We start from the raw sequence: 3,685 nt of genomic DNA, 5'->3' as shown, positions 1-3,685 counted from the left end.
GGAAAGTAAACTATCATTCAGTGCGGTCGATGGTACAGGGAATTGTGCGTCTCGACAAGCTGATCCATTCCTGATCTTAGAAAAAATTGGACAGTTGCGGGAATTTCTTTCTCAAAACAAACTTTGAAAATTAGCCCTGATTACGCTCAGGAAGTTTGGTACAGTTCTTGAACAAGCTTTTTCAACTGACGTTAATAAGTATTTTTCAAACTAAATAACCAAAGTCATGAGTGCATTCACACAACAAGTAAAAGGAAACTGGAACGAGATCAAAGGAAAATTCAAGCAGCAATATGCAGATTTGACTGACGACGACCTGTTGTACGAAGATGGAAAAGAAGACGAACTTCTTGGAAAACTTCAGAAAAAACTAGGTAAGACCAGAGAAGAAGTTGAATCAGAAGTGAACAGCTGGTCAAGATAGTTTTTGAAACAGGTAAGAGCCCCGGAATTAATGATTCCGGGGCTTTTTTCGTATATAGCAGTTTTGAAAATTGATACTGATAAACCTAAATCCAGCTATAATATGAATACAAATGAAATACCGGTCGGCATTGTCGGACTGGGTTTAATGGGATGCAGCATAGTAACCTGTCTGCTGATCGCGGGACATCAGGTAGCCGCAGTAGCGCCGCTAAGTGCTGATATGGATCATGCCGAAAGAAGGATCAGGGAACATTTACAAAATTCCTGGGAGAACGGTCTGATCGAAAATGAGCCTGAATATTACCTTCGAAGGCTGATTATCACGGAAGATTACAGTGTGCTGCACCCTTGCAAGCTCGTGAATGAATGCACAATTGAAAATATTGAGGTTAAAGGATCGGTTTATCAAAAGATTGAGGCAGTTATCAAACCCGATGCGATATTGTCCAGCAACACCTCTGCAATTCCGATCAGTGAGCTGCAAAAACTTACGCAGTATCCTGAGCGTTTCCTCGGCTTGCACTGGACAGAGCCGGCGCACACGACGCGGTTCCTGGAAATTATCTGCGGAGATCAATCTGACATTAAGTATGGCGAATATTTATATGAACTGTCGCACGAATGGGGCAAGGAGCCTATTTTGGTGCGTAAAGATATTGCCGGGTTTATCACCAACAGACTGATGTACGCTATGTACCGCGAGGCGATCAGTCTGGTTGAAAACGGATATGCGTCAATTGAAGATGTCGACAGATCTTGCCGGAACAATGCAGGTTACTTCATGACAATGGTGGGAATTTTTCGCTGGATGGATTTGACCGGCGTGCCAGCTTATCATACCGTGATGAAAAACCTGTTGCCCACCTTAAACAACAGTACCGAAGTACCGGAACTGATCGACAAGGTTGTGCGGGAAGGCGGCAAAGGGGTGCTTAACTCTCACGGATTTTACGAGTATGAACCCGGGGAAGCGGAGGTTTGGGAAGAAACATTCAAGGAATTTACATACGAGATCAGGGAGCTGGCTTTAAAATACCCCGCTGACATCGTGAAGCGCAGACTGGCAGAGAAAAACAAGTCTGAGAACTCCGCGGATTCATGATTCTTTTCAATTAGAGGCGGTAGTTACCTCAAAGCCAAAAGCAACATCCTCACAACTTGGCTCCACGGCTGGGTGAAGCTCTTCGCAATGCTGGCGATCAGCGATACGGCACCACGATGTCGTGCCAACTGTCGCCATCGAAGAGGCGCACGTCGTCGGCGCCGGCCACGACGATGATCCCGTCGCCGGCATCCATGTGTCCGCGCGCGTTCACGCGCTTGCCGTCGTAGTGGACGTGCTTGACCTGATTGTCGGACCATTCATCGAGCATGTAATCCGATGAGAGCCACAGTTTCCCGGCGAACCACCGAGAGTCGTTGTATGGCACCGTGTATTCAGCCTGCCAGATCCGCTTCCAGAGGTCGCCGCGCCCCTGAAATAGGGTGCCTCCTTCGCCGGAGATGTAGACCTGGCTGTCGCCGCCGCAGCACACCGTGAAGAGCGGCCAGTTCGTCGGGAACTCGCATGGGATCCAGATCTTGCCGTTCCAGTGCCACACATCGCCTCTCCCGCCGACCGCATAGAGGTCGTCTTCCGCGAACCCATCAATGTCGCGAAACCCGAGGTCCAGGAGCTCGTTCGCGCTCGCGTCTCTCTTCATTGCGGGCAGCCCGAGAGAGAGAGATTCCCACTTTCCGATGTCCAGGCGGCGGTGGACCGTGCGGCCCATCCCTACCACATAGGCGCGATCGGCGATGCACCGGCACTTCGAGAGCGACAGGCCAGGCCCGCCGGGTGCCACCTTCTCGATCCCGGTCTTGCGGCTGCCCGTGGCGTAGACATCGCCGTTCCCGCTCAGCGCGAGCCCCTGCGGGAGGGGCTCGCGACAGGCGCCACCAAATGTGAGCAGAAACCCCGAGAGGCCCTGATGCCCCCATTTCTCCTTAGGGTCGGTCTCGTTCAAATAAAGCGCGACGATGCGCGACGGGACGTCGTGGTCCCACGTCAGGCTCACCTTCTCGCACGGGATCGTCTTTCGGAGGATCACGTAGACGAAGCCTCGCTCGCGGACGGCGACATCGACGATGTACCAGCCTTCGAAGGACTCGGTCCACGCCTGCTCGTGCAGAAAGACATTTTTGTGAACAAACATGTTTTGATACTATTAACTCGCTAAACTCTTAACCCGATTTACCCAACGCCTTTTAACCTAAAATAAAAATTCAAACGTATTTTTCTAAGCACTCTCATTTGTTATTGTCCTCAGGTTATTGAGGGTGTATTTTAAATACCTTCTATTTAAAATAAAAAAATTAACCAAAAGTATTTATTTACCCACGAATGGTAGCGAGTTATCAATAGGCTTCACTAGCTTTGAAGCACCTTAATTTCTACTCCAAATGGACGATTTCATTGCTGCGAGATCCCAAATGGCCCTATCTCTGGGATTTCACATTATATTTTCCTGCATCGGTATGGTAATGCCATTTTTCATGGCGGTTGCCCATTTTTACTGGCTGCGGACTGGCGAACCTGTGTACAAGAATGTTACCAAAGCTTGGAGCAAGGGAGTCGCTATTTTCTTTGCAACAGGCGCGGTTTCGGGCACGGTACTCAGCTTTGAGCTGGGGCTGCTCTGGCCGGAATTCATGAAACACGCAGGCCCTATTTTCGGAATGCCGTTTTCTCTGGAAGGAACGGCATTTTTTATTGAGGCGATTGCATTAGGCTTCTTTCTCTACGGCTGGGACCGGTTTAACAAATGGTTTCACTGGTTTACGGGTGTGATTGTTGGTGTAAGCGGACTCGCCTCCGGAATACTGGTGGTAGCTGCGAATGCGTGGATGAACAGTCCGGCCGGTTTCGACTTTGTAAATGGTGAGTACCTGAACATTGACCCGATCCAGGCGATGTTTAACAAAGCCTGGTTTTCGCAGGCGCTGCATATGACGATCGCCGCGTTTGTAGCCACAGGCTTTGCAGTAGCGGGCGTGCATGCATTGATGATCATCAAAGGTGAAAATGTTGCCTTCCATTCCAAATCGTTTAAAATAGCGGCAATTTTCGGTTGCGCAGCCGCTATCCTTCAACCACTTAGCGGCGATATTTCTGCGAAAGACGTGGCTGAAAGGCAGCCTGCAAAGCTTGCCGCAATGGAAGCGCACTTTAAAACCGAAAAATCGGCGTCGCTGATCCTCGGTGGAATTCCGGATGAAG

The 3,685-nt window shown here is 49.7% G+C and carries 4 protein-coding genes; 3 read left to right on the top strand and 1 reads right to left on the bottom strand.

What is annotated here, in order from left to right; all coding sequences use genetic code 11:
* The first annotated feature begins 226 nt into the window (after window positions 1-226).
* Together ACTIE6_RS20115 and ACTIE6_RS20110 are read left to right on the top strand one after the other, a co-directional pair.
* Window positions 227-424, top strand: coding sequence for a CsbD family protein (locus ACTIE6_RS20115; protein ID WP_056284092.1), 198 nt, complete (start codon window positions 227-229; stop codon window positions 422-424).
* 102 nt (window positions 425-526) lie between these two features.
* Window positions 527-1,528 carry a 3-hydroxyacyl-CoA dehydrogenase family protein gene (locus ACTIE6_RS20110; RefSeq protein WP_439558350.1) on the top strand — a complete coding sequence of 334 codons (1,002 nt, stop codon included), beginning with the start codon at window positions 527-529 and terminating at the stop codon, window positions 1,526-1,528.
* A gap of 97 nt (window positions 1,529-1,625) precedes the next feature.
* Here ACTIE6_RS20110 and ACTIE6_RS20105 read toward each other — a convergent pair whose 3' ends face one another.
* Window positions 1,626-2,621 carry a hypothetical protein gene (locus ACTIE6_RS20105; RefSeq protein WP_439558349.1) on the bottom strand — a complete coding sequence of 332 codons (996 nt, stop codon included), beginning with the start codon at window positions 2,619-2,621 and terminating at the stop codon, window positions 1,626-1,628.
* Between the two features lie 247 nt (window positions 2,622-2,868).
* On the opposite strand from ACTIE6_RS20105, the gene ACTIE6_RS20100 reads away from it, so the two are divergent.
* The coding region (locus ACTIE6_RS20100) for a cytochrome ubiquinol oxidase subunit I (RefSeq protein WP_439558348.1) at window positions 2,869-3,685 on the top strand (817 nt) is incomplete at its 3' end.

It is taken from the genome of Dyadobacter sp. (assembly GCF_051859145.1).
Classification (GTDB): Bacteria; Bacteroidota; Bacteroidia; order Cytophagales; family Spirosomataceae; genus Dyadobacter.
Note: the sequence above shows the minus strand (reverse complement) of the source record. Positions and strands in the feature narration are given on the sequence as shown.